At 61.0% G+C, this 25,111-nt stretch carries 23 protein-coding genes; 18 read left to right on the top strand and 5 right to left on the bottom strand.

Annotated elements, in window-relative coordinates; translation table 11 throughout:
* Positions 1 to 33 precede the first annotated feature (33 nt).
* The 8 genes from prlC to H0Z09_RS00230 all read left to right on the top strand — a co-directional run bounded on the left by prlC (position 34) and on the right by H0Z09_RS00230 (position 10,263).
* Entirely contained in the window at positions 34 to 2,085 is a 2,052-nt protein-coding gene (gene prlC / locus H0Z09_RS00265; protein ID WP_186685828.1) for an oligopeptidase A, read from the top strand.
* On the top strand, positions 2,082 to 2,357 hold the full coding sequence (locus H0Z09_RS00260; RefSeq protein ID WP_065880359.1) for a YheV family putative zinc ribbon protein: 276 nt from the start codon (positions 2,082 to 2,084) through the stop codon (positions 2,355 to 2,357). Before prlC ends, H0Z09_RS00260 begins: the two co-directional genes overlap by 4 nt.
* Before the next feature lie 311 nt (positions 2,358 to 2,668).
* The gene (locus H0Z09_RS00255) at positions 2,669 to 3,421 is read left to right on the top strand and encodes a gluconate 2-dehydrogenase subunit 3 family protein (RefSeq protein WP_076952204.1); all 753 of its coding nucleotides are present in this window, start codon (positions 2,669 to 2,671) and stop codon (positions 3,419 to 3,421) included.
* Between the two features lie 2 nt (positions 3,422 to 3,423).
* Positions 3,424 to 5,208: a GMC oxidoreductase gene (locus H0Z09_RS00250; RefSeq protein ID WP_186685825.1), complete on the top strand. Its 1,785-nt coding sequence runs from the start codon at positions 3,424 to 3,426 to the stop codon at positions 5,206 to 5,208.
* Positions 5,209 to 5,220: 12 nt separating this feature from the next.
* On the top strand, positions 5,221 to 6,531 hold the full coding sequence (locus H0Z09_RS00245) for a cytochrome c (RefSeq protein WP_186685822.1): 1,311 nt from the start codon (positions 5,221 to 5,223) through the stop codon (positions 6,529 to 6,531).
* An 81-nt stretch (positions 6,532 to 6,612) separates the two neighbouring features.
* A complete protein-coding gene (locus H0Z09_RS00240; RefSeq protein WP_186685819.1) occupies positions 6,613 to 7,671 on the top strand; it encodes a PA0069 family radical SAM protein in 1,059 nt (352 codons plus the stop codon).
* A 227-nt stretch (positions 7,672 to 7,898) separates the two neighbouring features.
* Positions 7,899 to 8,630, top strand: a complete 732-nt coding sequence (locus tag H0Z09_RS00235; protein ID WP_076952208.1) for a carbonic anhydrase — start codon at positions 7,899 to 7,901, stop codon at positions 8,628 to 8,630.
* Positions 8,631 to 8,715: 85 nt separating this feature from the next.
* On the top strand, positions 8,716 to 10,263 hold the full coding sequence (locus H0Z09_RS00230; protein WP_186685816.1) for a SulP family inorganic anion transporter: 1,548 nt from the start codon (positions 8,716 to 8,718) through the stop codon (positions 10,261 to 10,263).
* Positions 10,264 to 10,392: 129 nt separating this feature from the next.
* On the opposite strand, the gene H0Z09_RS00225 is transcribed toward H0Z09_RS00230, so the two are convergent.
* Positions 10,393 to 11,040 (bottom strand): hypothetical protein, encoded by a 648-nt coding sequence (locus H0Z09_RS00225; RefSeq protein WP_186685805.1) that lies wholly within the window; start codon positions 11,038 to 11,040, stop codon positions 10,393 to 10,395.
* Positions 11,041 to 11,410: 370 nt separating this feature from the next.
* Between H0Z09_RS00225 and coxB the strand changes: the two genes are divergently transcribed.
* The 4 genes from coxB (at position 11,411) to H0Z09_RS00205 (ending at position 15,787) form a co-directional block, all read left to right on the top strand.
* The gene (coxB, locus tag H0Z09_RS00220; protein WP_186685803.1) at positions 11,411 to 12,538 is read left to right on the top strand and encodes a cytochrome c oxidase subunit II; all 1,128 of its coding nucleotides are present in this window, start codon (positions 11,411 to 11,413) and stop codon (positions 12,536 to 12,538) included.
* Between the two features lie 58 nt (positions 12,539 to 12,596).
* Positions 12,597 to 14,183, top strand: a complete 1,587-nt coding sequence (gene ctaD / locus H0Z09_RS00215; protein ID WP_076952212.1) for a cytochrome c oxidase subunit I — start codon at positions 12,597 to 12,599, stop codon at positions 14,181 to 14,183.
* Between the two features lie 129 nt (positions 14,184 to 14,312).
* Positions 14,313 to 14,864 (top strand): cytochrome c oxidase assembly protein, encoded by a 552-nt coding sequence (locus tag H0Z09_RS00210; protein WP_186685801.1) that lies wholly within the window; start codon positions 14,313 to 14,315, stop codon positions 14,862 to 14,864.
* A gap of 35 nt (positions 14,865 to 14,899) precedes the next feature.
* The gene (locus H0Z09_RS00205) at positions 14,900 to 15,787 is read left to right on the top strand and encodes a cytochrome c oxidase subunit 3 (protein WP_076952214.1); all 888 of its coding nucleotides are present in this window, start codon (positions 14,900 to 14,902) and stop codon (positions 15,785 to 15,787) included.
* Positions 15,788 to 15,793: 6 nt separating this feature from the next.
* On the opposite strand, the gene H0Z09_RS00200 is transcribed toward H0Z09_RS00205, so the two are convergent.
* Positions 15,794 to 15,997 carry a twin transmembrane helix small protein gene (locus tag H0Z09_RS00200; protein ID WP_076952215.1) on the bottom strand — a complete coding sequence of 68 codons (204 nt, stop codon included), beginning with the start codon at positions 15,995 to 15,997 and terminating at the stop codon, positions 15,794 to 15,796.
* A gap of 47 nt (positions 15,998 to 16,044) precedes the next feature.
* On the opposite strand from H0Z09_RS00200, the gene H0Z09_RS00195 reads away from it, so the two are divergent.
* From H0Z09_RS00195 to H0Z09_RS00175, 5 genes are read left to right on the top strand one after another with little or no spacing between them, the layout of a single operon-like run.
* The gene (locus H0Z09_RS00195; protein WP_186685798.1) at positions 16,045 to 16,812 is read left to right on the top strand and encodes an SURF1 family protein; all 768 of its coding nucleotides are present in this window, start codon (positions 16,045 to 16,047) and stop codon (positions 16,810 to 16,812) included.
* On the top strand, positions 16,778 to 17,362 hold the full coding sequence (locus tag H0Z09_RS00190; protein ID WP_186685794.1) for a hypothetical protein: 585 nt from the start codon (positions 16,778 to 16,780) through the stop codon (positions 17,360 to 17,362). The genes H0Z09_RS00195 and H0Z09_RS00190 overlap by 35 nt, the downstream gene beginning before the upstream one ends.
* A gap of 10 nt (positions 17,363 to 17,372) precedes the next feature.
* The gene (locus H0Z09_RS00185) at positions 17,373 to 18,452 is read left to right on the top strand and encodes a COX15/CtaA family protein (RefSeq protein ID WP_186685791.1); all 1,080 of its coding nucleotides are present in this window, start codon (positions 17,373 to 17,375) and stop codon (positions 18,450 to 18,452) included.
* The gene (gene cyoE / locus H0Z09_RS00180; protein WP_186685789.1) at positions 18,440 to 19,339 is read left to right on the top strand and encodes a heme o synthase; all 900 of its coding nucleotides are present in this window, start codon (positions 18,440 to 18,442) and stop codon (positions 19,337 to 19,339) included. The genes H0Z09_RS00185 and cyoE overlap by 13 nt, the downstream gene beginning before the upstream one ends.
* On the top strand, positions 19,336 to 19,971 hold the full coding sequence (locus tag H0Z09_RS00175; protein ID WP_186685787.1) for an SCO family protein: 636 nt from the start codon (positions 19,336 to 19,338) through the stop codon (positions 19,969 to 19,971). The genes cyoE and H0Z09_RS00175 overlap by 4 nt, the downstream gene beginning before the upstream one ends.
* Positions 19,972 to 20,154: 183 nt before the next feature.
* On the opposite strand, the gene H0Z09_RS00170 is transcribed toward H0Z09_RS00175, so the two are convergent.
* From H0Z09_RS00170 to H0Z09_RS00160, 3 genes are read right to left on the bottom strand one after another with little or no spacing between them, the layout of a single operon-like run.
* The gene (locus H0Z09_RS00170; RefSeq protein ID WP_186685784.1) at positions 20,155 to 20,925 is read right to left on the bottom strand and encodes a MetQ/NlpA family ABC transporter substrate-binding protein; all 771 of its coding nucleotides are present in this window, start codon (positions 20,923 to 20,925) and stop codon (positions 20,155 to 20,157) included.
* 51 nt (positions 20,926 to 20,976) lie between these two features.
* Positions 20,977 to 21,651, bottom strand: a complete 675-nt coding sequence (locus H0Z09_RS00165) for a methionine ABC transporter permease (protein WP_186685781.1) — start codon at positions 21,649 to 21,651, stop codon at positions 20,977 to 20,979.
* Positions 21,651 to 22,658 carry an ATP-binding cassette domain-containing protein gene (locus H0Z09_RS00160; RefSeq protein ID WP_186685778.1) on the bottom strand — a complete coding sequence of 336 codons (1,008 nt, stop codon included), beginning with the start codon at positions 22,656 to 22,658 and terminating at the stop codon, positions 21,651 to 21,653. Before H0Z09_RS00160 ends, H0Z09_RS00165 begins: the two co-directional genes overlap by 1 nt.
* Before the next feature lie 265 nt (positions 22,659 to 22,923).
* Here H0Z09_RS00160 and katE point away from each other — a divergent pair, with 265 nt between their 5' ends.
* Entirely contained in the window at positions 22,924 to 25,065 is a 2,142-nt protein-coding gene (gene katE, locus H0Z09_RS00155; RefSeq protein ID WP_186685775.1) for a catalase HPII, read from the top strand.
* The last annotated feature ends 46 nt before the right edge of the window (positions 25,066 to 25,111 follow it).

Genomic DNA, 25,111 nt, shown 5'->3' with positions numbered 1-25,111 from the left:
GTCTTATCAGTTTCTTCAGCCAAGGTGCCAACCGTGAGCGCGAACAACCCGCTTCTGCAGTCCTACGACCTGCCGCCGTTCTCGGCGATCCGTGCCGAGCACGTCCAGCCGGCCATTGAACAGATCCTCGCCGACAACCGTGTCGCCATCGAAGGCATCCTGCAAAGCCAGGGTAAAAATCCGACATGGGCCGGGCTGGTGCTGGCGATGGACGAACTCAATGATCGCCTGGGCGCCGCCTGGAGCCCCGTCAGCCACCTCAACGCCGTGTGCAACAGCGCCGAGCTTCGCGAGGCCTATGAGGCGTGTTTGCCGGCGTTGAGCGCCTATTCCACCGAAATGGGCCAGAACCGCGCCCTGTTCCAGGCGTTCGAAGCCTTGGCCAGCAGCCCGGAAGCCGCCGGTTTCGATGTGGCGCAAAAAACCATCCTGGAACACGCCCTGCGTGACTTCCGTTTGTCGGGTATCGATTTGCCGCCCGAGCAGCAAAAGCGCTACGCCGAAGTGCAGAGCAAGCTGTCTGAATTGGGCAGCAAGTTCTCCAACCAGTTGCTGGATGCCACCCAGGCCTGGACCAAGCACGTCACCGATGAGGCCACCCTCGCCGGCCTGACCGACTCGGCCAAGGCGCAAATGGCCGCCGCCGCCCAGGCCAAGGGCCTTGAAGGCTGGTTGATCACCCTGGAGTTCCCCAGCTACTACGCGGTAATGACCTACGCCAAGGATCGCGCCCTGCGCGAAGAAATCTACGCGGCCTACTGCACCCGTGCGTCGGACCAAGGTCCGAATGCCGGTCAGAACGATAACGGCCCGGTGATGGAACAGATCCTGGACTTGCGTCAGGAGCTGGCTCAACTGCTGGGTTATGCGTCCTTCTCCGAGCTGAGCCTGGCGACCAAGATGGCCGAATCCAGTGACCAGGTGCTCAGTTTCCTGCGTGACCTGGCCAAGCGCAGCAAGCCGTTTGCCGCCCAGGACCTGCAACAGCTCAAGGCTTACGCCGCCGAGCAAGGCTGTGCCGACCTGCAGAGCTGGGACAGCGGTTTCTATGGCGAAAAACTGCGTGAGCAGCGCTACAGCGTGTCCCAGGAAGCCCTGCGCGCTTACTTCCCCATCGATAAAGTGCTGGGCGGCCTGTTCGCCATCGTGCAGCGCCTGTACGGTATCGAGATCGCCGAGCAGAAAGGCTTCGACACCTGGCACCCGGACGTTCGCCTGTTCGAAATCAAGGAAAACGGCCAGCACGTCGGCCGCTTCTTCTTCGACCTATACGCCCGCGCCAACAAGCGTGGCGGTGCCTGGATGGACGGCGCCCGCGACCGTCGCCGCACCGTCGACGGCGTGCTGCAGAGCCCGGTGGCCAACCTGGTGTGCAACTTCACCCCGGCCGACAGCGGCAAGCCTGCCCTGCTGACCCACGATGAAGTGACGACGCTGTTCCACGAGTTCGGCCACGGCTTGCATCACCTGCTGACCCGTGTCGAACACGCTGGTGTGTCCGGTATCAACGGCGTGGCCTGGGATGCGGTGGAGTTGCCGAGCCAGTTCATGGAGAACTGGTGCTGGGAGCCTGAAGGCCTGGCGCTGATCTCCGGCCACTATGAAACCGGTGAGCCGCTGCGCCAGGACCTGCTGGAAAAAATGCTCGCGGCGAAGAACTTCCAATCTGGCCTGATGATGGTGCGCCAGCTGGAATTCTCGCTGTTCGACTTTGAACTGCACGCCACCCACGGCGACGGCCGCAGCGTGGCGCAGGTGCTCGAAGGCGTGCGCGACGAAGTCTCGGTGATGCGTCCGCCGGCCTACAACCGCTTCCCCAATAGCTTTGCGCACATCTTCGCTGGTGGTTATGCGGCCGGTTACTACAGCTACAAATGGGCTGAAGTGCTGTCGGCGGATGCCTTTTCCAAGTTTGAAGAAGACGGCGTACTCAACGCCGAGACCGGCCGTGCCTTCCGCGAAGCTATCCTGGCGCGTGGCGGTTCCCAGGCGCCGATGGTGCTGTTTGTCGACTTCCGCGGACGTGCGCCGTCGATTGACGCACTCTTGCGCCACAGCGGCCTGAGTGAGGACGCGGCAGCATGAGTGAAGGGCCTGTGATCACCAAAAAGCAATTTATCGCCGGGGCCGTGTGCCCGGCGTGCAGCGAGCCGGACAAGCTCAAGATGTGGACCGAAGACAACGTGCCGCACCGTGAATGCGTGGCCTGCGGTTATACCGACACGCTCAATGACCAAGGCCTGTCGGTGCCCAAGGAATTGGGTACGCGGGTCAACACCTCGGCGCTCAAAGCGCCGGCGGACCCAAAAATCCAGGCCGTGCAGTTCTTCCCGAACCCCAAGCTGAAAAAAGACTAAAGCCTCCCCCTTACCAGGTACCTGATGATCGTTCCCACGCTCTGCGTGGGAATGCCGCCTGGGACGCTCCGCGTCCCGCCGAACAGCTCAATGTGTACGGGTGACGCAGAGCGTCACGGATGCATTACCACGCGGAGCGTGGGAACGATCAGCCAGCTCCCACTTTTTTTGCCCGCCTTTATTCGACTTAGGTCGCTGAATCGCTCCCCCTCATCGTTAGCCTGCTATCATTTGTATCCATTGATTGCAAAAACCCAAGCCGCTCACTAGAAGCCGCTGATAAATCCGTGACCACATGATGAGGTGCCACCATGTCTGATCAAGATCAAGACAACCCCCGGCGTGACTTTCTGCGCAAATCCTTGACCTTGATCCCGGTGGTCACGGTTGCCAGCACGGGCCTGGGTGGCTCGATGCTGATGGCTACGCCTGAGCCGGCCCAGGCCGCGCCAGCCAAGCCTGACGTGAGCGACAAAGCTTACGAGCCGACTTACTTCACGGCTGAGGAATGGGCTTTCATCAACGCCGCCGTCGAGCGCTTGATCCCCGCTGACGCCCAAGGGCCAGGCGCCCTGGAAGCGGGCGCGCCGGAATACATCGACCGCCAGATGAACACGCCGTACGCCAGCGGCGCCCTGTGGTTCATGCAAGGCCCGTTCAACGCCGATGCACCGCCGGAGATGGGCTGGCAGAGCAAATTGGTGCCCAAGGACATTTATCGCCTGGGCATTGCCGCGACGGATGCATGGTCGAAGGCGTTCAACGGTAAAGCTTTTGCCGCGCAAGACAGCGCTACCCGAGACGATATGCTGCGTCGCCTGGAGGCGGGCGGTGGTGAGCTGGGCGCACATTTCGATGCCGTGCCGCCAAAGATGTTCTTCAACCTGCTGCTGCAAAACACCAAGGAAGGCTTCTTCTGCGACCCAATCCACGGTGGCAACAAAGGCATGGTCGGCTGGACCATGATCGGCTTCCCCGGCGCCCGCGCCGACTTCATGGACTGGGTGGAACGCAACGAGCCTTACCCCTTCCCGGCTGTTTCCATGCGCGGCGAGAGGGCATAAACGTGGCGACCATCATGAAGAAAGTAGACGCGGTGATCGTAGGTTTCGGCTGGACCGGCGCGATCATGGCAAAAGAGCTGACGGAAGCGGGCCTCAACGTGCTGGCGCTGGAACGCGGCCCGATGCAGGACACATACCCGGACGGCAGCTATCCCCAGGTCATCGACGAACTGACCTACAGCGTGCGTAAAAAACTCTTCCAGGACATTTCCAAGGAAACGGTGACCATTCGCCACAGCGTGAATGATGTTGCACTGCCGAACCGCCAGCTGGGCGCGTTTTTGCCAGGCAATGGCGTCGGCGGCGCGGGGCTGCACTGGTCCGGCGTGCATTTTCGTGTCGACCCGATTGAGTTGCGCATGCGCAGCCACTACGAAGAGCGCTACGGCAAACACTTCATTCCCAAAGACATGACCATCCAGGACTTCGGGGTCAGTTATGAAGAGCTGGAGCCGTTTTTCGACTACGCCGAAAAAGTCTTCGGCACCTCCGGCCAAGCCTGGACCGTAAAAGGCCAATTGGTCGGCGAAGGCCGTGGCGGCAACCCCTATGCGCCGGATCGCTCCAACCCGTTTCCGCTGGCCTCGCAGAAAAACACCGTCTCCGCACAGCTGTTCCAGAAAGCGGCGGCCGAGGTCGGTTACAAACCCTACAACTTGCCCTCAGCCAATACCTCGGGGCCCTACACCAACCCCTACGGTGCGCAGATGGGCCCGTGTAACTTCTGCGGTTTCTGCAGCGGCTACGTGTGCTACATGTATTCCAAGGCCTCGCCGAATGTGAACATTCTGCCGGCGTTGCGCCAGGTGCCGAACTTCGAGCTGCGGGCCAATTCCCACGTGCTCAAGGTCAACCTCGACAGCACCGGGAGCAAGGCCACCGGCGTGACCTATATCGACGCCCAGGGACGCGAATGCGAACAGCCTGCGGACCTGGTCATCCTCGGTGCGTTCCAGTTCCATAATGTGCGGCTGATGCTGTTGTCCGGGATCGGCAAGCCCTACGACCCGATTACCAATGAGGGTGTGGTGGGCAGGAACTTCGCCTACCAGAACATGGCCACCATCAAGGCCTTCTTCGACAAAGACACCCACACCAACAACTTCATCGGTGCGGGCGGCAATGGCGTGGCCATCGATGACTTCAACGCCGACAACTTCGACCACGGCCCCCATGGCTTTGTGGGCGGCTCGCCGATGTGGGTCAACCAGGCCGGCAGCCGGCCGATTGCGGGTACGTCCAACCCGCCTGGCACGCCGGCCTGGGGCAGCGCCTGGAAGCGCGCCACCGCCGATTACTACACCCACCAAGTGTCGATGGATGCTCACGGCGCCCATCAGTCCTACCGAGGCAACTACCTGGATCTGGACCCGGTTTATCGTGATGCCTACGGCCTGCCGTTGCTGCGGATGACGTTCGACTGGCAGGAAAACGACATCAAGATGAACCGCTTCATGGTCGAGAAAATGAGCAAGGTCGCCGAAGCGATGAACCCCAAGGCCATTGCCTTGCTCGGCAAAAAGGTCGGTGAGCATTTCAACTCCGCGTCGTACCAGACCACCCACCTCAACGGCGGCGCGATCATGGGTACCGACCCGAAAACCAGTGCATTGAACCGCTACCTGCAATGCTGGGATGTGCACAACGTGTTCGTCCCAGGTGCATCCGCTTTCCCACAAGGCTTGGGCTACAACCCTACCGGCCTGGTGGCGGCGCTGACCTATTGGTCGGCGCGGGCGATCCGCGAGCAATACTTGAAAAACCCCGGCCCACTGGTTCAGGCATAAGGAGCGATGACCATGAAAGCACTTGTTATCGCGACCGTCGCCGCCTCCCTGGCGTTGCTCAGCAGTTGCTCGGTGAGCGCCGCCGAAACCGACTTGGTCAAGCAGGGCGAATACCTGGCCCGCGCCGGTGACTGCGTGGCCTGCCACACGGCCAAGGGCGGCAAGCCCTTCGCCGGCGGCCTGCCGATGGAAACCCCGATCGGCGTGATCTACTCCACCAACATCACTCCGGACAAGACTGGCCTGGGCGACTACAGCTTCGAAGACTTCGACAAGGCCGTGCGCCATGGCGTCGCCAAGAGGGGCAGTACGCTTTACCCGGCGATGCCCTACCCGTCTTACGCGCGTGTCAGCGAAAGCGACATGCAAGCGTTGTATGCGTATTTCATGAAGGGCGTTGAGCCGGTCGCCCAGGAAAACAAGGACAGCGATATTCCGTGGCCCCTGAGCATGCGTTGGCCCTTGGCGGCGTGGCGCTGGATGTTCGCGCCCGAGGTTGCGGATTACCAGGCACCGGCCAATGCCGACCCGGTGATCAGCCGTGGAGCCTACCTGGTCGAAGGCCTCGGCCACTGCGGCGCGTGCCATACGCCACGGGCTCTGACCATGCAGGAAAAAGCCCTGAGCGCCACGGACGGCAACGCGTTCCTGTCCGGCAGCGCGCCGCTGGAAGGCTGGATTGCCAAGAGCCTGCGCGGCGACCACAAGGACGGCCTCGGCAGTTGGAGCGAGGAACAATTGGTGCAATTTCTCAAGACCGGGCGCAGTGATCGCAGCGCTGTGTTTGGCGGCATGAGCGATGTTGTGGTCCACAGCATGCAGTACATGTCGGAAAACGACCTGACAGCTATCGCCCGTTACCTCAAGAGCCTGCCGGCGGTAGATCCCAAAGACCCGCCGCACCAGTACGACAAGCAGGTCGCAACCGCATTGTGGAAAGGCGATGACAGCCAGCGCGGAGCCTCGGTGTATATCGATAACTGCGCGGCTTGCCATCGTACCGACGGCCATGGGTACACGCGGGTGTTCCCGGCGCTGGCGGGCAACCCGGTGCTGCAGACGGCAGACGCCACGTCGCTGATCAACATCGTATTGAACGGCGGCACCCTGCCGGCTACCCACGCGGCGCCGTCGACCTTCACCATGCCGGCATTTGCCTGGCGTCTGTCGGACCAGGAAGTGGCGGATGTCGTCAGTTTCATCCGGGGCAGTTGGGGCAACCAGGGCGCGCCAGTGACCGTCGGCGACGTGAAGGACCTACGCGACAACGATATGCACACCACCTCCGGCGACGACCTGGGGCAGGTCACGCAAAAGCATTGATGCGTGCCTGACCGCCAAACGGCACTGGTCAGAAACCTTGCGCCTCGGTACTGTATATAAAAACAGTATCGAGGCGTTTTCATGTCTACTCCGCTGCCGCCCCGTGGCCGGGGCACGGCCACCAACCTGCACAACCGCTTTGCGCCCACGGTCAGCGTGGCCGAGGATGACGGTTGGTACCAGGAAGTGCCGCCGACCCAGGGCACCGAGGTGCGTATCGAAACGGCCAAGACCATCATCACCCGTAACAACTCGCCGGACCTGCCGTTCGATCGCTCGATCAACCCCTACCGGGGCTGCGAACATGGCTGCATCTACTGCTATGCGCGGCCCAGCCATGCCTATTGGGACATGTCGCCGGGGCTCGATTTCGAAACTCGGTTGATCGCCAAGAGCAACGCCGCCGATGTGCTGGAACAGCAGTTATCCAAACCTGGCTATGTGTGCGCCCCGATCAACCTGGGCTCCAACACCGACCCCTATCAGCCGATCGAGCGCGAGTACCGGATCACCCGGCAAACCCTCGAAGTGCTGCTGCGCTACCGGCATCCGGTGACCATCATTACCAAGGGCTCGCTGATCCTGCGTGATCTTGATCTGCTGACCGAGCTGGCGCGCCAGCGTCTGGTGGCCGTGATGATGAGCCTCACCAGCCTGGACGATGAGCTCAAGCGCATCCTGGAGCCCCGCGCGGCGGCGCCCAAGGCGCGGTTGCGGGCTATCCGGGTGATGCGCGAGGCGGGTATCCCGGTGGGTGTGCTGTGTTCGCCGATGATCCCGATGATCAACGACAGTGAGCTGGAGAGCCTGCTGACCGAAGCCCATGCCGCCGGCGCGCAAAGCGCGGCGTACATGATGCTGCGCCTGCCGCTGGAGGTGGCGCCGCTGTTTGAGGAGTGGCTGACGGCGCATTACCCGCAGCGGGCGGCCCATGTGATGAGCCTGGTACGCCAGGTGCGCGGTGGTGAGGTCTACGACAGCCGCTTCGGCGTGCGCATGCGTGGCGAAGGGCCGTTTGCCGATCTGCTGGCCCAGCGGTTCAGCAAGGCGATCAAGCGCCTGGGGCTGAACCGGCGGGAGGGTTTCAATCTCGATTGCACGGCGTTTTGCCCACCGGGCAGGCAGATGGCTTTGTTGTAGACTGAAGAGGCGAAACGCGAAGTCCTTGTAGGAATAGTCGCTTTTTGACATCACTGAAACCCGCGTTCTAGAGCGGTTCATTCAGTTTGAGTTAAGTTTCGGTGGTTACCTTGTTCAGCGAGTGACTGATGAGTCGGCGCCCCGGTTTTTGGCATTTACAACTATTGCACTGACCTGGCGTCGAATTGCCCTGAACACTCCCCCTGCATTAATCAAGAGGATGAATCATGAGTGACCAGGATAAACAGCCGTTGGCTGCGTCGGCTTCGACCCCTCAGGTGGCGGAAACCGCCGATGCAGCGCTTAAGCACATCGTTGACGGTTTTTTGCATTTCCATCATGACGTCTTCCCGCAGCAGGAAGAACTCTTCAAGAAACTCGCTACGGCCCAGAGCCCACGGGCGATGTTCATTACCTGTGCCGACTCGCGCATCGTGCCCGAGCTGATCACCCAAAGCTCCCCGGGCGACCTGTTCGTGACGCGTAACGTCGGTAACGTGGTACCGCCTTACGGCCAGATGAACGGTGGTGTTTCCACCGCCATCGAGTATGCGGTGCTCGCCTTGGGCGTACAGCACATCATTGTCTGCGGCCACTCCGATTGCGGCGCGATGCGCGCCGTACTCAACCCCGACAGCCTGGAGAAAATGCCGACGGTCAAGGCCTGGCTGCGGCATGCCGAGGTCGCCAAGACCATGGTGCACGACAACTGCGACTGCGCAAGCGAAGGCGAGAGCATGAAGGTGCTGACCGAAGAAAACGTCATCGCCCAGTTGCAACACTTGCGCACCCACCCTTCCGTGGCGTCACGCATGGCCAATGGTCAGTTGTTCATCCATGGCTGGATCTACAACATCGAGACCAGCGAAATCAGAGCCTTCGACGCGGACCAGTCGGCGTTCCGACCGCTGGGCGGCGACGGGCCGATCCCTTGCGCGACGCCTAAAGCGCGCTTCTAAAACACTTCCCTGCCGGGTAAAGCGGTGGCTGCCATGGACGCAGCCAGGCTTTACCGCGCCCGGCAAATGCCTCGGGAGAGCCATTATGCGTGCTGCTCAATTGAAAACTGTATTGCCACGGGAGCTGCTGGCCTCCGTGGTTGTTTTTCTGGTCGCCCTGCCCCTGTGCATGGGTATCGCGATCGCGTCCGGCATGCCCCCGGCCAAGGGGCTGATCACCGGCATCATCGGTGGCCTGGTGGTGGGTTGGCTGGCGGGTTCGCCGCTGCAGGTCAGCGGCCCGGCGGCGGGTCTGGCGGTGCTGGTGTTTGAGCTGGTGCGCCAGCACGGCATGCTGATGCTTGGGCCGATTCTGTTGCTGGCGGGTTTCCTGCAACTGGTTGCCGGGCGTTTGCGCCTGGGCTGCTGGTTCCGCGTCACGGCCCCGGCGGTGGTGTACGGCATGCTGGCAGGGATTGGCGTTTTGATTGTGCTGTCGCAGATCCACGTGATGCTCGACGGCGCGCCCAAGCCTTCCGGGCTGGATAACCTGGCAGGTTTCCCGGCGGCTTTGGCTGACGCGATTCCGGCCCTGGGCGGTGGCCTGGGCTGGCAGGCAGGACTGCTCGGTTTGTCGACGATGCTGGTGATGTACGTATGGGATAAATTTCGTCCGCAAGGTCTGCGCTTTGTACCGGGTGCCTTGTTGGGCGTGGGCCTGGCCACCGTGGCCAGCCTGGTGCTGGCGTTGCAGGTCAAGCGCGTGGAAGTCCCGGAAAACCTCGCCGATGCCATTGATTGGCTGCGTCCCAGCGACTTGCTCAACCTCGCTGATCCGCAACTGTTGATCGCCGCGTTCGCCGTGGCTTTTATCGCCAGTGCCGAGACTCTGCTGTCCGCCGCGGCGGTCGATCGCATGCACAGCGGTCAGCGTTCTGATTTCGACAAGGAATTATCCGCTCAAGGTGTAGGCAACATGCTTTGCGGGCTGGTTGGCGCGTTGCCGATGACGGGCGTGATCGTGCGCAGCTCGGCCAACGTGCAGGCCGGTGCCACCACGCGCTTGTCGGCAATGTTCCACGGGTTGTGGTTGCTGGCGTTCGTGCTGCTGCTGTCGAGTGTGCTGCAGAGCATTCCGGTGGCGAGCCTGGCGGGCGTGTTGGTGTACACCGGGATCAAGCTGGTGGACATCAAGGCGTTCAAGGCGCTGGGCCGCTATGGGCGGATGCCGATGTTTACCTACGCCGCCACGGCGCTGGCGATCATCTTCACCGACCTGCTGACCGGCGTGCTGGTGGGCTTCGGGTTGACGTTGGTCAAGTTGGCGTTCAAGGCGTCGAGGCTGAAAGTCAGCCTGATCGACCTGCCGCAGGAGGCAGAGATGGAGTTGCGCCTGACGGGGGCGGCTACCTTCCTGAAAGTGCCGGCGTTGACCCAGGTGTTGGCGACGGTGCCGGCAGGAACGACCTTGCACGTGCCGCTGAACAACCTGAGTTACATCGACCATTCTTGCCTGGAACTGCTGGAGGAATGGGGCCGGGCGAATGCTGCCAAGGGATCCAGGCTGGTCATCGAGGCGCGTGGGTTGAAGCGGCGATTGGAAGGGCGGATTCGCATGACGACGGGGATAGGTTCGGCAGCCTCGGCTGGCTGACGAAACCGGATCGAAATGTGGGAGCGGGCTTGCTCGCGAATACGGTGTGTCAGTCACAGATGTATCAACTGAACCGCCGCATTCGCGAGCAAGCCCGCTCCCACATTTGATCTCAATCGGTACGGAAAGTCAGGCAGGCTGATCCAACGCCAACTCAACCCCCAACTGCCGCGACAGGCACGGCCAGCGCTTCCAGGCGGCTTCCGTTTGCGGACTCTGGAGCTTTTCGCGATAGACCTCGACCGACTCCAGCGCAAAGCTCTCTTCGTTGAGCATTTCATCCACCGCGTGGTGCACCGCTTCATCCAGCTGGTTGGCGAAGTCTTCGCCGATCAGTTGATGGGCAATGACATTGGCCACCGTGGTGTCCGCCGGAATCAACGGCTGGCCGAAGTGCTTGATATACAGATCGTTGACCTCTTCCACCAAGCGGTGGGCCAGATAGGCCTCGTCCAGCAGGCCGTCGAGCCCTTCATGGCCGGCCAGAATGGCGGGCGGCTGCAGAAAGAAATGCTCGGCGATCTTCAGCACCGGCTTGATCTGGCTTTCGATACCGGCTTCGCGGGCCACGTCGTTGGCGGCGTCCAGCAAATCCGGGACGAGATCGATGTAGGCGGTAACAAAGCGGGTCATGACCATGTTGCGATCACCGTCAGCCAGGGAAATGGCCGAATGCAGGTGCGGCAATTGTTTTTCCAGTTGCTGGGCAAGCTGGCCCGTGCTGGTTTCGTGTTGATGGGCACGGGAAATCTGCTCGCGCAATGCGGCGGTGTTCATGAAGGCTCCAATGATTTGCAGGTGTAGGAAAAGGGAGAAGTTAAGGTAGCTCGTTTATACGAGGGCCTCAGACGCATTTGTCATAATTATTTCATGGTTATGCATCGCCGTTATATCGAATTGCCATCGTTTGCCGAATAAACGATTCCGCTCCCGGTTTTGTTGGCTCGGGCCGATCATTTTCGGTTCATTTGCCCCTACACATTGCGGGGTTGCAGAGCCTGTCTATACTCGGATTTGTAGGCGATTAGCTGATGACGCCAGACTGCATAAGCAGGCAAGGCTAAGCGGTTGTAAGCACTATGGAAGCCGCTCCCTTCGACGCAGGTGCAAACCGGCGGGATAACAAGAACGATAAGGGGAACCCGCAATGATGCGACATCCACACGTTTGGATGGGCCTCCTGTTGTCGTCGGTATTCGGCCAGGCACATGCCGCCTGGACAACGAATATGGCGCCAGGGGCGACCGAAGTCAGTCACGCAGTGTTCGACCTGCACATGACCATTTTCTGGATCTGTGTGGTGATCGGCGTCATCGTGTTTGGCGCGATGTTCTGGTCGATGATCCTTCACCGCCGCTCCACCGGCCAGGTCGCGGCCAAGTTCCACGAGAGCACCACCGTGGAAATCCTCTGGACCGTGGTGCCGTTGTTGATTCTGGTTGCGATGGCCATCCCCGCGACCAAGACCCTGATCAATATCTACGACAGCAGTGAATCGGATATCGATATCCAGGTCACCGGTTACCAGTGGAAATGGCATTACAAATACCTGGGCCAGGACGTGGAATTCTTCAGCAACCTGGCCACGCCCGCCGAACAGATTCGTAACCAGGCGACCAAGGGCGAACACTACCTGCTGGAAGTTGACCAGCCGTTGGTGCTGCCGGTGGGGGCCAAGGTGCGCTTTCTGGTGACGGCCGCCGACGTGATCCATTCGTGGTGGGTGCCGGCATTTGCGGTCAAGCGCGACGCCATTCCCGGCTTCGTCAACGAGGCCTGGACCCGTGTCGAGAAGCCCGGCATCTACCGCGGCCAGTGCGCCGAACTGTGCGGCAAAGACCACGGTTTCATGCCCATCGTGGTCGAGGTCAAGTCCAGGGCCGACTACGACACCTGGCTCGGCGAGCGCAAGCAAGAGGCCGCCAAGCTCAAGGAGCTGACCTCCAAGGAGTGGACGCTTGAAGAGCTGGTGGCGCGTGGCGACAAGGTCTACCACACCACCTGTGTGGCCTGTCACCAGGCCGAAGGCCAGGGCCTGCCGCCGATGTTCCCGGCGCTCAAGGGCTCGAAAATCGTCACCGGGCCCGCGGCCGATCACCTGAACATCGTCTACAACGGCAAGCCTGGCACCGCGATGGCGGCCTTCGGCAAGCAGCTCTCTGAAGTGGATATTGCCGCCGTGGTGACCTACGAGCGCAACGCCTGGGGCAATAACAAAGGCGACATGGTCACGCCTAAAGACGTGCTGGCCATCAAGCAGGCGCAAAGCCAATGAACGACTTCATGGCATTTACCTCTACCCGCCCCGCCCACTCGCTTGCAGGAGAACGGCCATGAGCGCTGTGATCGATGACCATGGTCATGCCGACCATGCCCATGGCCCCGCCAAGGGGTTGATGCGCTGGGTGCTGACCACCAACCACAAAGACATCGGCACGATGTACTTGTGGTTCGCCTTCGCCATGTTCCTGCTCGGCGGTTCGTTTGCCATGGTGATCCGTGCCGAACTGTTCCAGCCAGGCCTGCAGATCGTGGAGCCGGCGTTCTTCAACCAGATGACCACCATGCACGGCCTGATCATGGTGTTCGGCGCGGTGATGCCGGCGTTTGTCGGCCTGGCCAACTGGATGATCCCGCTGATGATCGGCGCGCCGGACATGGCCCTGCCACGCATGAACAACTTCAGCTTCTGGCTGTTGCCGGCGGCCTTCCTGCTGCTGGTCTCGACGCTGTTCAGCCCAGGTGGCGGGCCGAATTTCGGCTGGACGTTCTACGCACCGCTGTCCACCACCTACGCGCCGGAAAGCGTGACGTTCTTTATCTTTGCCATTCACCTGATGGGCATCAGTTCGATCATGGGCGCGATCAACGTGGTCGCCACCATCCTCAACCTGCGCGCGCCGGGCATGACGTTGATGAAAATGCCGCTGTTCGTCTGGACCTGGCTGATCACCGCGTTCCTGCTGATCGCGGTGATGCCGGTACTGGCCGGTTGCGTGACCATGATGCTGATGGATATCCACTTCGGCACCAGCTTTTTCAGTGCGTCCGGCGGCGGTGACCCGGTGCTGTTCCAGCATGTGTTCTGGTTCTTCGGCCACCCCGAGGTGTACATCATGATCCTGCCGGCCTTTGGCGCCGTCAGTTCGATCATTCCGACTTTTTCGCGCAAGCCGCTGTTTGGCTACACCTCGATGGTCTACGCCACGGCGAGCATCGCGTTCCTGTCGTTCATCGTGTGGGCGCACCACATGTTCGTGGTGGGTATTCCATTGGTGGGCGAGCTGTTCTTCATGTACGCCACGCTGCTGATCGCCGTACCGACCGGGGTGAAGGTGTTCAACTGGGTCAGCACCATGTGGCAAGGCTCGCTGACGTTCGAAACGCCGATGCTGTTTGCCGTGGCCTTCGTGATCCTGTTCACCATCGGCGGCTTCTCCGGGCTGATGCTGGCGATTGCCCCGGCGGACTTCCAGTACCACGACACCTACTTTGTGGTGGCGCACTTCCATTACGTATTGGTGCCCGGCGCGATCTTCGGCATCTTCGCCTCGGCCTACTACTGGTTGCCGAAGTGGACCGGGCACATGTACGACGAAACCCTGGGCAAGCTGCACTTCTGGCTGTCTTTCGTGGGCATGAACATGGCGTTTTTCCCGATGCACTTCGTCGGGCTGGCGGGCATGCCGCGCCGGGTGCCGGACTACAACCTGCAGTTCGCCGACTTCAACATGGTGTCCTCGATTGGTGCCTTCATGTTTGGGGCTACGCAGATATTCTTCCTGTTTATCGTGATCAAGTGCATCCGCGGCGGTACGCCGGCACCGGCCAAACCCTGGGATGGCGCCGAAGGCCTGGAGTGGAGCGTGCCCTCGCCGGCGCCGTACCACACCTTCACTACGCCGCCGGAGGTTAAATGAACCTGACGCCGCAAGTCCCCTGTGGGAGCTGGCTTGCCTGCGATAGCGGTGTATCGGGCGCCAACTCTATCGCCTGCCAGGGCCTCATCGCAGGCAAGCCAGCTCCCACAGAAAAGCGAGCGCTGCGCCATGGCTGACTCCGTGCCCCTCAAGCGCTTGGTCACTCGCCTGCTGATTCTGGTGCTGGCGATGTTCGCCTTTGGCTTTGCCCTGGTGCCGATCTACGACGTGATGTGCAAAGCGTTCGGCATCAACGGCAAGACGGCCGGGCAGTACGAGGGCTCCCAGGTGGTAGACCCGTCTCGCCAGGTGCGCGTGCAGTTCCTGTCCACCAACGCCATCGACATGGTCTGGGAATTTCATGCCAAGGCCGATGAAGTGGTGGTCAATCCCGGCGCAGTCACCGAGATGCTGTTCGTGGCGTTCAACCCCACCGACAAGGTGATGACCGCCCAGGCGGTACCGAGCATTTCCCCGGCCGAAGCGGCGATGTATTTCCACAAGACCGAGTGCTTTTGCTTTACCCAGCAAGTGCTGCAGCCAGGCGAGCGCATCGAAATGCCGGTGCGCTTCATCGTCGACCGCGACGTGCCCAAGGATGTGAAGCATCTGACCCTGGCGTACACGCTGTTTGACATCACTGCGCGCCAACCGCCCGCGGCGGTCCGCACCGGGGGCTAGCTACTGTTTGGCCGCTCAATCAGGAGAGCGAATACATGTCGACTCATGATACGTACTACGTACCGGCGCAAAGCAAATGGCCGATAATTGCCACGTTTGGCCTGTTGATCACCGTTTACGGCCTGGGTCTGTGGTTCAACGATTTAAAGGCGTTGCGCCCGGAATCCCACGGCCCCTGGATCTTTTTCGTCGGTGGCTTGCTGCTGGCGTACATGATGTTTGGCTGGTTTGGTGCGGTGATCAAGGAAAGTCGCGCCGGTTTGTACAGTTCGCAGATGGACCGCTCGTTCCGCTGGGGCATGAGCTGGTTCATCTTTTCCGAAGTGATGTTCTTTATTGCGTTCTTTGGTGCGCTGTTCTACGTACGCCACCTGTCCGCGCCAGCGTTGGCCGGTGAAGGACCCAAGGGCATCGCGCACATGCTGTGGCCGAACTTCGAGTTTGCCTGGCCGTTGTTGAATAACCCTGATCCCAAACTGTATCCGGCACCCAAGGGCACCATCAGCCCGTGGGGCCTGCCGCTGGTGAACACCATTTTGCTGGTGAGCTCCAGTGTAACCATCACCATTGCCCACCATGCCTTGCGCAAAGGCCATCGCGGTGCGCTGAAACTCTGGCTGGCAATCACTGTGCTGCTGGGCGTGGCGTTCCTTGGGTTCCAGGCCGAGGAATATATCCATGCCTACAAGGAGCTCGGGCTCACCCTCGGCTCGGGTGTCTACGGCGCCACCTTCTTCATGCTCACTGGTTTTCACGGCGCCCACGTCACCATCGGCACCATCATTCTGTTCGTGATGCTGATGCGCATCCTCAAGGGTCACTTCGATGCCGAGCATCAGTTCGGTTTCGAGGCGGCCAGTTGGTATTGGCACTTTGTGGATGTGGTGTGGATCGGGCTGTTTTTCTTCGTCTATGTGCTGTGAGGTGCCTCACCACGGCGCATGAGAAACCAGTTGGCCGCTGAAAAACCCCCAGGTGATCAACGCCAGGGTCATCACGGCCAGCGCGACACGCACGGTCAAGGCCGTGACGAGGCGGTTGGAGTGGCCCTCGTCCTTGACCAGGAAAAACAAGCCACTGAACAGGCTCACGACAGTCGCGATCAGCATCAGGGCAATGGCTGCTTTGAGCATGGTCAGGCTCCCGGCTTTGATGGGCACTTAGGGGAAATGGGCGGGCAATGAAAACAAGTATAGCCAGCGCCATGAAATACTTTCGTCCCGGGGTCGCACCTACGCTGGTCGTGCTGGTGTTGCTGCCGCTGATGGTCGGCCTGGGGTTCTGGCAACTGTCCCGTGGTCATGAAAAACAGCGGCTGGTGGACAGTTATACCGAGCGGCGCGCGGCTGATCCTGTCAACAGTGCGCAACTCAATGACATCACTGACCCGGCCTTTCGCCGCGTGCAGTTGCGCGGGCAATTCGACGCCGAGCACAGCGTGCTGCTCGATAACCGGATGCGCGACGGCAAGGCCGGCGTTGAACTGCTGCAACCCTTTCACGACCAGGCCAGCGGCCTGTGGCTGTTGCTCAATCGCGGCTGGCTGCCCTGGCCGGATCGACGCACGCCGCCGGTCTTCAGCACCCCTGAACAGCCGTTGAATCTGCAGGCCTGGGTGTACGTCGCCCCCGGCGAAACCTTTCAGTTGCATGCCGACCCGGCGGGTGGGCAATGGCCGCGATTGCTGACCGCACTGCACCCCGCCGCGTTGTGGGCTGAGCTGGGCCGCAACGGTTTCGCCTATGAACTGCGGGCCGAAGCCGGCCCCGGCACCTACGAAACCACTTGGCCCATCGTGGCCATGGGGCCGGAAAAACACTTGGCGTATGCCGTGCAGTGGTTCGCCATGTCGCTGGCCCTGCTGGCGCTTTATCTCTATCTCGGATGGCACAACAACAAAAAGGAGAAGCCCCATGGGAGCGGCCATGAGTCCACCCAACACATCTGAACTGCCTGACCGGCGCAAAGGCCGTTGGCAGTTGATCCTGATCCTGCTGATGGTGATCGGCCCTATGGCGCTGGCGACCTTCATGTACAAGCTGCAGTTCTGGGTCCCGGACGGCCGCAGCTACCATGGCGAACTGATCGGCAATGGCCAGACGCGCGGCGACATTGGTGTGCAGGCCGATGAGCAGCGTTGGCAGTTGCTGGTGACCGCACCCGCTGCCTGCGCCGCCGATTGCAAGCAACTGGTGTATCTCGCGCGCCAGTTGCAGATCGGCCTGGGCCGCGATGCTTCCCGCGCCAGCCATGCCTTGGCCAGCGCGCAGCCCGTCAGCAGCGATTACGACGCCAAGCTCAAGGCCGAGTACCCACAACTGCAGCGCTATCCGCTGGACCTGTCGACGTTCACTAAAAATGCCGGTGCGCCGGGTGATGCGCAGCTGTGGATCGTCGATCCCCACGGCAATCTGGTGTTGCGCTACGACGCCACGGTCAAGGGCAAGGACTTGCTCAACGACCTGCGCCATTTGCTGAAACTGTCGAACATCGGATAGGGGCATCGTCATGGCCAAACCCGGATTTCGCCTCGCGTTGTTTGCCACCTTGCTGGCGCTGGTCGTCGTGCTGCTAGGCGCCTACACCCGCTTGACCCACGCCGGCCTGGGTTGCCCGGATTGGCCCGGCTGCTACGGTTTTATCAGCGTGCCGCAAAGTGAAGCCCAACTGGCCCATGCCGAGTTGCATTTTCCTGATACACCGGTGGAAGCGGCCAAGGGCTGGAGCGAGATGATTCATCGCTACTTTGCCGGCACGCTGGGTGTACTGATCGCGCTGCTGGCGGCGCGTTCCTGGAGCCATCGGCGTGATTCGGGCCAGCCGGTGAAACTGCCGTTGTTCGTGCTGGCGGTGGTGGTTGCCCAGGCGGCGTTTGGCATGTGGACGGTGACGTTGAAGCTGTGGCCGCAGGTGGTGACAGGTCATCTTTTGGGCGGCTTTGCCACCTTGAGCCTGCTGTTTTTGCTGACGTTGCGCCTGTCCGGGGTGTTGCCCGCATTGATCGTGCCCAAGCGTCTGCAATATTGGGCCACCGCCGGGCTGGTGCTGGTGATCGCGCAGATTGCGCTCGGCGGTTGGGTCAGCTCCAACTATGCGGCGGTGGCCTGTGTTGATTTGCCGACGTGTCATGGTGATTGGTGGCCGGCTGCGGATTTCGCCAATGGCTTTCACCTCACCCAGCACATCGGCCCTAACTACCTTGGCGGGCAATTGGACAGCGAAGCGCGCACCGCCATCCACCTGACCCACCGCGCTGGCGCCGTGATCGTCAGCCTGGTGCTGCTCGGCCTGGCCTGGCAACTGCGTGCGGTCGGCATGACGCGGTTGGCGGGTTTGCTGCTGATCGCCCTGGCCGCGCAAGTCTGCCTGGGTGTGAGCAATGTGTATTTCGGCCTGCCGCTGCCGGTGGCGGTCGGGCATAACGCCGGGGGCGCGGCGCTGTTGCTGAGCCTGGTGCTGGTCAATTATCACGCGCGTACCAGCCTGGTCCGGGTGCGCAAGCCGCTGCCATTCGCTTGGCGATTTATCCCGCGCAAACCGGTGTCGGGCCTGATGACCCTTAAAGGAGAGATGCCATGGCGACCCTGATCGGCGCGCGTCACGGCCAGGCGGTCTGGCGTGACTACCTGGAGCTGACCAAGCCGAAGGTGGTGGTGCTGATGCTCATCACTTCCTTGGTGGGGATGTTCCTGGCGACCCGTGCCGGCGTGCCGTGGACGGTGCTGGTGTTCGGCAACCTGGGGATTGCCCTGTGTGCGGGCGGCGCGGCGGCGGTCAACCACGTGGTGGACCGACGGATTGACGCGGTGATGGCGCGCACCCACAAGCGGCCATTGGCAGAAGGGCGTGTGTCACCACCGGCGGCGTTGGCGTTTGCATTGTTTCTGGCTGTTGCAGGGTTGGCGCTGTTGCTGGCGTTCACCAATGCGCTGGCGGCATGGCTGACCCTGGCGTCGTTGCTGGGCTACGCGGTGATCTACACCGGGTTTCTAAAGCGCGCGACGCCGCAGAATATTGTCATCGGCGGGCTGGCCGGCGCGGCGCCGCCGTTGTTGGGGTGGGTTGCCGTCACCGGCCACGTCAGCGCCGAACCCTTGCTGCTGGTGCTTATCATCTTTGCCTGGACCCCGCCGCACTTCTGGGCGCTGGCCATTCATCGCAAGGAGGAATACGCCAAGGCCGACATCCCGATGCTGCCGGTCACCCATGGCGAGCACTACACCAAGGTGCACATTCTGCTTTACACCTTTGTTCTATTGGCAGTGAGTCTTATGCCTTATGTGATCCATATGAGCGGCTCGCTCTACCTTGCATGCGCGCTGGTATTGGGCGGACGCTTTCTGCAATGGGCCTGGGTGTTGTACCGTGGCGCTCGGCCGCACGCGGCGATCAACACCTTCAAGTACTCTATTTGGTACCTGTTCCTGCTGTTTATCGCCCTGCTCGTAGACCACTACCTACTGTTGAACCTATGACTCGAACTCAAAAGACTGTCTTCATCCTGGTAGCCCTGGTGGCATTGATCATGGGCCTGACCGTTAACAAAGTGCTCTCGGGCAAGGGCCAGGGCGACCCCACCGCGCTGATCGACGCCGGCATCATCCTGCTGCCGCAAAGCCGCCAATTGCCGCCGGTGACCATGACAGACCAGAACGGCCAGCCGGTGCTCGTCAACGAATTGAAAGGCAAGTGGAGCCTGCTGTTCTTCGGCTACACCTTCTGCCCGGACATCTGCCCCACCACCCTCGCTCAACTGCGCCAGATCAAGAGCGAGCTGCCCAAGGACGTTGTGGATAAGTTGCAGGTGGTCCTGGTGAGCGTCGACCCGAACCGCGATACGCCGACCCAGCTCAAGCAGTACCTGGGCTACTTCGACCCGCAGTTCCAGGGCTTCACAGGCGCGAATGTGGAGGATGTACAGAAAGTCTCGAATGCCGTAAGCATTCCGTTCATTCCCGCCGATACCAGCAAGCCGAACTACACCGTCGACCACAGCGGCAACCTCGCGCTGATCGGACCGGACGGGACACAGCGCGGGTTTATTCGTGCGCCGCTGAACAGCCAGAAGCTGGTGGCGCAATTGCCAGGGTTGGTAAAGCGTCAGTAACAGGCAACACAAAGCAAATGTGAGAGCGGGCATGCTCGCGAAAGCGGAGTGTCAGTCGCCAAACATATTGACTGATCCACCGCATTCGCGAGCATGCCCGCTCCCACATTTTGATCTTCAGTGTTTGATCGTTCCCACGCTCCGCGTGGGAATACCGCCCTGGACGCTCTGCGTCCGCTTCGATCAGAACGCCGGCAGGATTGCGCCTTTGTACTTCTCGAGGATGAACGCTTTCACTTCAGGCGTGTGCAGCGCTGCAACCAGCTTCTTCACCGCATCCGAATCCTTGTTGTCTTCGCGGGTGACCAGGATGTTGACGTAAGGCGAGTCGTTGCCTTCGATGACCAATGCATCCTTGGACGGGTCCAGCTTGGCTTCCAGCGCGTAGTTGGTGTTGATCAGCGCCAGGTCGACCTGGGTCAGCACGCGCGGCAGGGTGGCGGCTTCCAGTTCACGGAATTTCAGGTTTTTGCTGTTGCCGGTGATGTCCTTGATGGTCGACAGGATGTCAGTCGGGTCCTTCAGGGTGATCAGGCCGTTCTTGGCCAGCAGCAACAGCGCGCGGCCGCCATTGGTGGCGTCGTTCGGGATTACCACGTTGGCGCCGCTCGGCAGCTCGTCCAGCTTCTTGTACTTGCTGGAGTAAGCGCCCAGGGGCTCCAGGTGCACGGCGCCGACGCTCACCAGATGAGTGCCCTTAGCCTTGTTGAATTCATCCAGGTACGGCTGGTGCTGGAAGAAGTTGGCGTCCAGGCGTTTTTCCGCCACTTGCACGTTTGGCTGCACGTAGTCGGTGAAGACTTTGACTTGCAGGTCCACGCCCTCTTTGGCCAGCGCAGGTTTCACGAATTCGAGGATTTCCGCGTGCGGCACCGGCGAGGCGGCGACCGTGATGGTCTCGGCGTGGGCGGAGAACGCGGCAACGGCGGCGAAAGCAACCAGTAGTTTTTTCATCCAACAAGCTCCTTGTTCGGGCATGTGCCGGCGCCTGGCCGGCCATGGCCGTTATTTTCGAGAAAAGTGCACCACCAGCTTGTCGCCGACGGTTTGCAGAATTTGCACCAGAATCAGCAGCATCACCACGGTGACCACCATCACATCGGTCTGGAAGCGCTGGTAACCGAAACGGATCGCCAGGTCACCCAGGCCGCCAGCGCCGACCACACCGGCCATCGCCGTGTAGGACACCAGTGTAATCGCCGTCACCGTAATCGCCGCGAAAATGCCGGGACGGGCTTCGGGCAACAAGGCGTTGGTGATGATCTGGCGGGTGGTGGCGCCCATGGATTGGGTCGCCTCGATGATGCCGCGGTCCACTTCACGCAGGGCGGTTTCCACCAGGCGTGCGAAGAACGGCGTGGCACCGACGACCAGCGGTGGAATCGCACCCGCCACACCCAGCGATGTGCCAGTGATCAGGACGGTGAACGGGATCATCACGATCAACAGGATGATGAACGGCAGCGAGCGCAGGATATTCACAATCAGCGACAGCAGTGCGTACAGGCCCTTCTGTTCGAACAACTGGCGCGGGCTGGTCAGGAACAGCAGCACGCCCAGCGGCAGGCCCAGCATCACGGTGAAGAACAGCGAGCCGAACAGCATCGTCATGGTGTCGCCAGTGGCGAGCCAGATTTCGGACCAGTCGATATTGGCGAAGAAACTCAACAGGACTTCCATTAGCGCAGCACCTCCATATGAACGTCGGCGGCGGTGAAGCGCGCAAACGCGGCGTCCATGTCACCGCCCGTAACGGCGAGGGTCAATTGCCCGTAGGGAATGTCTTTGATGCGATCGATACGACCGGCCAGGATGCTGTAGTCCACCCCCGTTTCGCGGGCGACTGTACCCAGCAACGGCGCGTAGGTCGCTTCGCCCTGAAACGTCAGGCGCACGATACGGCCCGGGACGTGGGCGAAGTCATCGCGTTGCTCGCCTTCATCGACCTGCTCGGCTTCTTGCACGAAGCGTTTGGTGGTCGGGTGTTTGGGATGCAGGAACACATCGGCCACCGAGCCTTGCTCGACGATCACGCCGGCGTCCATCACCGCCACCTGGTCGCAGACGCGGCGGATCACGTCCATTTCATGGGTGATCAGCACGATGGTCAGCTTGAGTTCGCGGTTGATCTCGGCCAGCAGTTGCAGCACCGAGGCGGTGGTCTGCGGGTCGAGCGCGCTGGTGGCTTCGTCGCACAGCAAGATCTTGGGCTTGGTCGCCAGGGCGCGGGCGATGCCGACGCGCTGCTTCTGGCCGCCGGACAACTGCGCCGGGTACTTCCTGGCGTGGTCCGACAGGCCGACGCGGGCGAGCAACTCGGCGACGCGCAGGTCGATGTCCTTGCGCGACAATTCGCCGGCCAGGGTCAGGGGCAGCGCGACGTTGTCGGCGACGGTCTTGGAGGCCAGCAAGTTGAAGTGCTGGAAGATCATCCCGACCTGCTGGCGAAAACGGCGCAGGCCGTTGGCGTCCAGGGCGGTGACTTCTTCGCCATCCACCGTGATCTGGCCACCGCTCGGTTCTTCGAGGCGGTTGATCAGGCGCAGCAGGGTGCTTTTACCCGCACCCGAGTGGCCAATCAGGCCAAATACCTGGCCGTTCTCGACGCGCAGGCTGGTGGAATGCAGGGCGGGGATATCCTTACCGGCGACGCGGTAGGTTTTATGGACGTTTTGAAACTCGATCACGTAGCGAACCTTGTGGGGCGCATTGAAAAGGGATCAGCGGTTAGCCGGGCGCGCATTTTAGCCTGTCCGACTAGCGTTTCTTAGCATTTATTTCGCATTCACCCAGCGATTTGGCAATAACGCGATCAAAGGTCATAAAAAAGGAACGGCCCAAAACCTCATCAGTCACTACTTAAGCAACTCGTTTTCCAGGTGCCGTGCCTGGGAGTTTGCTCAAACGAGCCGGGGACCGCTCTGGCCATTTAAAACCAAGGAGTTTTACCTGATGAGTACCGAGAAGCCAGGAACCCCGCCGAAGAGTGAACTCGCGGGCACCGAAACCCTGGACCGTGGCAACACCAACGCCAAGCTGCAGGCCCTGGATGAATTGCGCTCCGACGCGACCGGACAGGCCCTGCGCACCAACCAGGGCGTCAAGATTTCCGATAACCAGAACACCCTGAAAGTCGGCTCCCGCGGCCCGTCGCTGCTGGAAGACTTCATCATGCGGGAAAAGATCACGCATTTTGACCATGAACGCATCCCGGAGCGCATCGTGCATGCGCGCGGTACTGGCGCCCATGGTTACTTCCAGACTTATGAAGACCATTCGGCGCTCTCCAAGGCTGCCTTCCTACGCATCCCTGAGCATAAAACCCCGGTGTTTGCGCGTTTTTCCACCGTGCAAGGCCCGCGTGGCTCGGGCGATACGGTGCGTGACGTGCGTGGCTTTGCCGTGAAGTTCTTCACCGAAGAAGGCAACTTCGACCTGGTGGGCAACAACATGCCGGTGTTCTTCATTCAGGACGCGATCAAATTTCCTGACTTCGTGCACGCCGTCAAGCCTGAACCGCACAACGAGATTCCAACCGGCGGATCGGCGCACGATACGTTCTGGGACTTTGTCTCGCTGGTGCCGGAGTCGGCGCACATGGTGGTCTGGGCGATGTCCGACCGTGCCATTCCGAAAAGCCTGCGTGCCATGCAGGGCTTTGGCGTGCACACCTTCCGTCTGATCAACACCGAAGGCAAATCGAGCTTTGTGAAGTTTCACTGGCGGCCAAAAGTCGGCACCTGCTCGCTGGTGTGGGACGAAGCGCAGAAGCTGGCCGGTAAAGACACCGACTACCACCGTCGCGACCTGTGGGAAGCGATTGAAAGTGGCGATTACCCTGAGTGGGAACTGGGCGTGCAAATTGTTGCGGAAGAAGACGAACACACGTTCGATTTCGACCTGCTCGACCCGACCAAGATCATCCCCGAAGAGTTGGTGCCAATCACTCCGCTGGGCAAGATGGTGCTGAACCGCAACCCGGACAACTTCTTTGCCGAAGTCGAGCAGGTTGCGTTCTGCCCAGGCCATATCGTGCCGGGTATCGACTTCACCAATGATCCGCTGCTGCAAGGTCGTCTGTTTTCTTACACCGACACGCAGATCAGCCGTCTCGGTGGTCCGAACTTCCATGAGATCCCGATCAATCGTCCGGTCGCGCCGAACCACAACAATCAGCGCGATGCCCAGCATCGGACCGTGATCGACAAGGGTCGCGCCGCTTACGAGCCGAACTCCATTGACGGCGGCTGGCCGAAGGAAACGCCTGCGGGCCCGACTGACGGTGGTTTTGAGACCTACTACGAGCGTATCGATGCGAATAAGGTGCGCGAGCGTAGTGAATCGTTCGGTGACCATTTTTCCCAGGCCACGCTGTTTTTCAACAGCATGAGCCATCATGAGAAAGAGCACATCATCGCCGCCTACAGCTTTGAGTTGGGCAAGGTCGAGCGCGAGCATATTCGTGCGCGCCAGGTGAATGAGATCCTGGCCAATATCGACTTGGAACTGGCCAAGCGCGTTGCGCAGAACCTGGGCTTGCCCGCGCCGACCAAAGGCACGGTGCCTGTGCGTGAAACCTCGGTGAAAAAATCGCCGGCCTTGAGCCAGGTGAATTTGCTCTCGGGCGACATCAAAACCCGCAAAGTGGCGATTCTGGCCGCCAATGGTGTGGATGGCGCGGCGATCGATGCGTTGAAAAAAGCCCTGGAGGCAGAAGGTGCGCACGCCAAGTTGCTCGGGCCGACCTCGGCACCGGTGACCACGGCGGATGGCAAGACGCTGCCGGTGGATGCGTCGATGGAGGGCATGCCGTCCATTGCCTTTGACGCGGTGTTTATCCCAGGCGGCAAAGCCTCGGTGGAAGCGCTGAGCGGTGACGGTGTGGCGTTGCATTACGTGCTGGAGGCGTACAAGCACCTGAAGGCGATTGCGGTGGCCAGTGACGTGAAGCCATTGCTGGATCTGCTGAAGCTGGAGGCGGATGCGGGGTTGATCGTGGGGGCCGATGCCAAGGCGTTCAAGGCGTTCTTCGCGGCGATTGCCCAGCATCGGGTCTGGGAGCGTGAGCCGAAGGCCAAGGCGATTCCGGCTTAAGTCTTCCGCTGTGGCTTAAACCGCCTTCGCGAGCAAGCCCGCTCCC

The sequence above is a fragment of the Pseudomonas sp. SWRI18 genome (genome assembly GCF_014268345.1).
Lineage (GTDB): Bacteria > Pseudomonadota > Gammaproteobacteria > Pseudomonadales > Pseudomonadaceae > Aquipseudomonas > Aquipseudomonas cedrina.
This window is presented reverse-complemented; position numbering and strand designations above follow the sequence as displayed.